We start from the raw sequence: 6,231 nt of genomic DNA on the forward strand, positions 1-6,231 counted from the left end.
GGCTTTAGGCATGATGAACATCCTTCCACCCGCGAGGTTAATCCTCACAGGTCAGGAGTCAACCAAACCTTCAGCAGTCCCCGTTGAGAACGACTGTTTCAGACAGCCCGATCGATGGATCGGTGGCGTAGGCAGTGATAAAGGTGGTGACCAGGTAGTAGCCCCCTACGGCAACAGGAAGCGCACCAATTCCCAGCAGGATCGGTTTCCAGTTGGTGACGATCGCATACTTCAGGGGCAATTGCTGGTTGGCCGCGTCGGGAACCTCGGCTTCGAACACCGGTGATTCTTCAACTTTCAACCGGATGATCAGCCCGACAATGATCAGGACAGCTGAGGCGAGGAAGGGGAGCCTCCACGCCCATTCCTGCAACGCGTCTCCTTCAAGGGTCGAGAGGATGCTGAAGAAGCCTGTTGCAAGGAGGGCACCTGCAGGGTTGCCCAACTGGGCAAACGCACCATAGAAGGTCTTCTTGCTCTCCGGCGCATGTTCCACAGCCATCAGGACGGCACCACCCCACTCCCCACCGACGGCTAGTCCCTGAATGAAGCGGAGCGTCACCAGCAGGACGGGCGCCCATACGCCGATCTGTGCATAGGTAGGCAACAGGCCGATGAGGAAGGTTGCTATGCCCATCATGGTCAAGGTGATGACCAAGGCGGTGCGGCGGCCGATGCGGTCACCGACGTGCCCAAAAATGATTCCGCCGATGGGGCGTGCGAGGAAGCCGACGGCGTAGGTGGCAAAAGCCGCAGCAATGCCGGTCAGCCGGTCCGTATCTTCGGAGAAGAAGATATTACCGAAAACCAGGGCCGCTGCTGTGGCATAGATGTAGAAGTCGTACCACTCGATGGTGGTGCCGACGAAGGCGGCCAGTCCGGCCTTTCGCGCCTTTTTGATTTGCGCTTCTTCTGTCATGGCGAATCCTTATGCGTCGGAGGATGAGTAGTGCTGGCGACCGTCCACCCAGGTCTCATGGACTGGGATCGCGGCAATGCGGTTCGGGCTGACCGTCAGTGGGTCCTCCCCGAGGACGACGAAGTCCGCCCGTTTTCCGGTCGAGATGCTCCCCAGCTCGTCCTCCCGACCCAGCGTCAATGCGCCGTTCAGCGTGTGTGCCGCAAGGGCTTCTGGTGCAGTGATCCGGAGCGAGTCACTGCCTAGCTGATGCCCGTTGCGTGTGACGCGCGTGACTGCGGCTTGAATCGCTTCGAGCGGCTTCGGTGCCGCGACGGGAGCGTCCGAGCTAATCGTGACCGGCACTCCGGCGGAAATGAACTCACCCAGTGGATTGAACCGCTCGCCCGGTGTGCCAATCGCGGCAGTGACGCCTTCCCCCCAGTTGTAGTAGTGCTGAGGTTGATTGACGGGGTGCACGCCCAGACGCTTGATGCGATCGATCTGATCAGGGGTTGGCAGTCCGCAGTGTTCGATGCGGTGGCGAGCGTCGGCCGCGGGGTGTGCTTCTTGTGCACGCTCGATCGCATCGAGGACCATGGCGAGCGCGTCGGGTGACTGGGCATGGGTGGCCGTTTGCAGGCCGACTGCGTGGGCCTTCATGATGAGATCGGCATAGTCAGCGGGATCGTGGTAGAGCTGCCCGGTTCTACAGGGGTCACCGACATAGCCATCAGGAAAGTAGGCCGTCCACCCTCCGAGGGTCCCATCGGCGTAGAACTTGATGCCCGCAAATGACAGGTGCGAGTTACCGAAAGCACCGTGCAAACCGGTGTCAATGGCGTGATCCAGCAGGTGACTCAGCAGATACATGCTGACCCGTGTCTTCAGCTGTCCTGTAGCCGACAGTTGCAGGTACATGTCCAGCTCTCGCCGTGTCACCTGGCAATCACCGATTGTGGTGACTCCGCCAGCCAAAAACTTCTCTTGCGCGGTACGGAGTTGCCGTAGGTGCTCTTCAGGCTCGTCTTCCAGATGGAAGTTGGGTCCGTGGTGTCCCACCTTGACCCCGGTGATGCCGGTGAGGATGTTGCACGCAGCATCGGATATCTCCCCCGTGAGATCGCCGTTGGCATTCTTGAAGAATTCTCCGCCGGTGGGGTTAGGCGTATCCCGTGTGATCCCGTACTTGTCGAAGGTGAAGGAATTGACGACGCCGCCGTGGCCACTCGCGTTCATTAAGTAGACTTCGCGGGTTGTGCTGACCTGATCCAGCTCTTCCTTGAGTGGGTGGCGCCCCTCGGAGAGGTTCCGGTGCTCATACCCGTAGCCCCTGATGGGCAGATGCTCGGGAAGCGTCGCGGCCGCATCCTTCAGGAGCGCGATGATGTGCGGAATAGTCCGGGCTTTGTCGGGCCCGCAATCCACCCAGCTCATCATCTGGCCATACATCAACGGGTGTGCGTGGGCGTCGATGAATCCGGGCACCACGGTCAAGCCAGTCAGATCGACTTCCCGCGGTGGACGGGAGGAGAGCTCGGCCGCTGCTGTTCGACAATTGTCAAGGCTTCCGACAGCGCCGAAACGCGTTCCGTAGACCAGGAACGCTTCAGCTCCTTCCGATTCAGGATCAATCGTGTGCAGGGTCCCTCCATGGAAGATCGTGGAGGTGGAGTCCAGTTCGGACACTTCGAGGTGATGTAGCTTGCGCATAATTTCCTTTGTGGTGCATATCACTAGGGGGTTCAGTCGGCTACGCTAGACCCCACTGCGCCTCCATGCAATACAAGTAAATTGCCGCGACTCTTCTCGGCAACGCATTTGTTCAACATTCCGACGCAATGCCCTCGAATTGGAACTTCCTAGGTATTTTATCAATCGAAGTGCAGGTCATTCCTCCGAAAAAATCTTTCGAAATCTTGACTCATGTGAAGGGAAAACCGTGGCTACGCTGGACTCCAGGCTGATTGAAGCGCTGCAGATCGATGGTCGTATGAGTTACACCGCCCTGGCGGAGATCTGTGGAGTGCCTCGGGCGATCGTGTCCAATCACGTTCAAAAGCTGCTCGGTTCCGGAGTGGTGGAGATCGTCGCCGTGACCCACCCGGAACTACTCGGGGTTAAGGCTCTGGCACATGTGTCCATCGAGGTGTCGGGTCCCACGCAGCCGGTGGCTGCCGCGCTTCGAGACTCTGATGCTGCGGTGTATGTCTCAGTTGTCAGCGGGCAGTTCAGTGTTATCACCGAGCTGCGGGTTTCCGACCACCGGAGCCTTTTCGAAGAGGTCGCCTGGATACGGCGCCTACCCGGTGTCCGTGCCGTGAGTACGTTGGTGTATGCAGAGGTATTGCGGGGCATCTTCATGCCAAAGGAAGCGCTCCAGTCTGAAATTCGACTTGATTCAACCGATGTGAAGATCATCGAGTTGTTGGAGCGGGACGGACGAATGTCGTTTCTCAAGCTCGGAGAACTAACAGGCCTGTCGCCGAGCGCGGTGCGCACCAGAACCAATCAGCTGATAGCCAACTCGATACTGCGCATCGGGGCAGTGGTGAAACGACGTGGCGGGAGCGTCTCAACAGCGATGGGCATGGGACTGAACATTGTTGAATCGGCCAGCGAGGTGTCTGACGCTGTAGCGGCCCTGCCCGGCATGGAGTTTTGCGCCAGAACTTTGGGACGCTTCGACCTGGTCGGCACCACAGCCGCTGGATCTGCCAGCGAGGCATTTGCCATGATCGAGCGGCTCAAAGGAATGCAGGGCGTGCTTGCTATTGAAACGTGGACCCACCTCGAAGTCTCTAAAGAGCACTACGCACGACGGCTGGATTTGCGGCATTAACAGTGCCGCCAAGTCATTATCGGCTACAACCTTGGTCCTATTCTGATGGCGTCGGCTGCAGAGGCAAGCTCAGTCGTTGATCTGCCGTCCGCGGCCAACCCAATAGACCTCTTACCCGATCTATCGTGAGGTGCTTACAATATTCCTGCTGTCATCAGCCAGATGAAGGAGTGTTCACCTGATACGGGCCATCAGTTACAACCTGCGCGAACACAAGGCCAGCGATGAGCTTGAGGACCTGGTCCAGCGGTACGCCGTCGATCTGCTGTGCCTTCAGGAGTGCGATGCCTCCGATCTGCCGGCAACTGTGGGCGATCTGCAGCTGGCGATTGCCACACGGGAAAACCGGCTCGGGCTTGCCCTCTACTATCGGGAAGAGCGCTTCACCGCGATTCATACCAGAGCGATGATGCTGAAAAAGTCGCTTCACGACCGCGTGCTCGCTCCCGCACATGAGCGACTGATCGGGCTCCAGCTCATCGAGAACCAGACCAATCACGGCCTCGTGGTGGGATCTTTCCACGCTGCTCCGCTGACGGCGTCGAATTCGTTGCGCCGCAAACAGATCCATGCCTCGCACGCCGAGCTGCTCGGGATGGGCACCGGAGTGGCGACCCTCATGCTGGGCGATTTCAACTACCCGTTCTTCACTCAGCGTCTCACCAGGCATATGAAGGACTCCGGGTACGACCTGTCGCTCAGCGATCTGAGGACCTATACCCGGTACCGAGTCTTCCGGGGGCACTTCGATTTTGCGACCTCCCGCGGGCTGGACATCCAGAGCGTTGAGACTCTGCCGCGCGGCGCTTCAGACCACCTCCCCATCCTGGTCCGGGCCGAGTACAGCCCGATGAATAGTCTGGCCCCGGTCGCAGCGTAGGCGGCAGCTACGTTGACCCGCCCCGTGAGACCCCCTAGGATTTTATCCAATCAGCAGAAGTGTACTTCCACGATGCGAATATTCAAGCACTGTGGCTGGCCATAGCTGATCCGTATAACAAAGGGGTTTTACGCCAATGTCACTGCACACCAGCTCCACATCAGCCGTCCTGGCTGGAGCACGGTCAGCTTCCCTGTCCGAAACAGACCGGCTCGATGCGAGTACCGACCGCTCCGGCTACGTTTCGCAGTCCTTGCCGGACGGGGTGGTCTTCGCCGAGACGACCGACGACGTCGTTTCCACCCTCCGGCTGGCCACCGCCCACCGCACCCCGATCGTCACCCGTGGTGCTGGCACCGGTCTCGCAGCCGGTGCGTCGGCACGATCCGGCGAAGTGGTGCTTGACGTGTCCCGGATGAACAAGATCCTGCGCATCGACCCGGTAGAGCAGCTCGCCGTCGTCGAACCCGGAGCCCTGAACGCCGACCTGAACGCCGCCGTCGGAGAATACGGGCTGTTTTACGCGCCGGATCCGGCCAGCACCTCCATCTGCTCGATCGGCGGCAACGTCGCCACCAACGCCGGTGGCATGCGGTGCGCGAAATACGGTGTCACCCGGGACGCCGTGCTGTCACTGAATGTGGTCCTCGCTGACGGCCGTCAACTCCGAACCGGCCGCGAAACCATGAAGGGCGTTTCCGGGTATGACCTCAATGCACTGATCGTCGGGTCGGAGGGGACGCTCGGCGTCGTCACCGAGGCGACCCTGCGGCTCCGCCCCCTCCCGGTGGCGACGGCGACCGTCGCCGCGTTCTTTCCCGACTTCGCCACCGCGGCGCAGGCGGCATCCGCCGTCATTGCGTCACGGATCCAGCCATCCATGCTGGAGCTGATCGACGGCCAGACGCTCGAGGCGATCGACATGGCGATGGGCACCACCTACCGGTCCCAGGGCGGCGCGTTCCTCCTGGCACAGACTGACGGATACGGCGCCCACCTGGAACAGGACGTACTGATCGAGGCCATCAGGCCGCTCGCCACCTCCATTGAGAAGGCCAACGACGACGAACACGCCGCCGAACTGGTCACCGCCCGCAGGGAAGCCATTCCCTGCCTGGAGAAACTGGGCCGGGTGTCCATCGGTGATATCGGTGTGCCGCGCGGCAGGCTCGCAGAGGTGGCGGTGGGCCTGAACGACATTTCCGAGCGCACCGGGGTACGGATCTACTCAGTGGTCCACGCGTCGGACGGCAACCTGCACCCCATGCTGGTCCTGAACCCTGAGGATTCTGTCACCGAGGGGCCAGCGAAGGTCGCGCTCGGGGAGATGTTCTACCTGGCGAAGAGCCTCGGCGGCACACTGACCGGGGAACACGGTATCGGGTTGCTCAAGCGTGACTGGCTGCTGCCCGAGCTGGGCGAGGTCTCCCTCGACGTGATGCGCTCGATCAAGGACGCCATCGACCCGCACGGACTCCTCAACCCCGGCAAAGCCATCTAGGTCCCGCCCGCGCCGGCCGGGAGCGGGTGACGCCTCACCCCGGCCGGGCGCAGAAAAGTGCCTCCGGTGCAGCTAAGTGGTTACCCCACCACGAACCTGCACCGGAGGCA

Annotated in this window: 5 protein-coding genes; 3 read left to right on the forward strand and 2 right to left on the reverse strand. The window is 60.8% G+C overall.

The window, feature by feature from the left end; all coding sequences use genetic code 11:
- Positions 1 to 70: 70 nt before the first annotated feature.
- Both ABD059_RS05505 and ABD059_RS05510 read right to left on the reverse strand, forming a co-directional pair.
- Positions 71 to 919, reverse strand: coding sequence for an MFS transporter (locus ABD059_RS05505; protein ID WP_343878361.1), 849 nt, complete (start codon positions 917 to 919; stop codon positions 71 to 73).
- 9 nt (positions 920 to 928) lie between these two features.
- Positions 929 to 2,611 (reverse strand): amidohydrolase, encoded by a 1,683-nt coding sequence (locus tag ABD059_RS05510; protein WP_343878362.1) that lies wholly within the window; start codon positions 2,609 to 2,611, stop codon positions 929 to 931.
- A 229-nt stretch (positions 2,612 to 2,840) separates the two neighbouring features.
- Between ABD059_RS05510 and ABD059_RS05515 the strand changes: the two genes are divergently transcribed.
- From ABD059_RS05515 to ABD059_RS05525, 3 genes are all read left to right on the forward strand, one after another.
- Entirely contained in the window at positions 2,841 to 3,740 is a 900-nt protein-coding gene (locus ABD059_RS05515) for an Lrp/AsnC family transcriptional regulator (RefSeq protein WP_343878363.1), read from the forward strand.
- 181 nt (positions 3,741 to 3,921) lie between these two features.
- Positions 3,922 to 4,620 (forward strand): endonuclease/exonuclease/phosphatase family protein, encoded by a 699-nt coding sequence (locus ABD059_RS05520; RefSeq protein ID WP_343878372.1) that lies wholly within the window; start codon positions 3,922 to 3,924, stop codon positions 4,618 to 4,620.
- Between the two features lie 136 nt (positions 4,621 to 4,756).
- Positions 4,757 to 6,121: an FAD-binding oxidoreductase gene (locus tag ABD059_RS05525; protein WP_343878364.1), complete on the forward strand. Its 1,365-nt coding sequence runs from the start codon at positions 4,757 to 4,759 to the stop codon at positions 6,119 to 6,121.
- The last annotated feature ends 110 nt before the right edge of the window (positions 6,122 to 6,231 follow it).

This window comes from Arthrobacter flavus (assembly GCF_039526005.1).
In the GTDB taxonomy this organism is placed as follows: Bacteria; Actinomycetota; Actinomycetes; order Actinomycetales; family Micrococcaceae; genus Arthrobacter_D; species Arthrobacter_D flavus.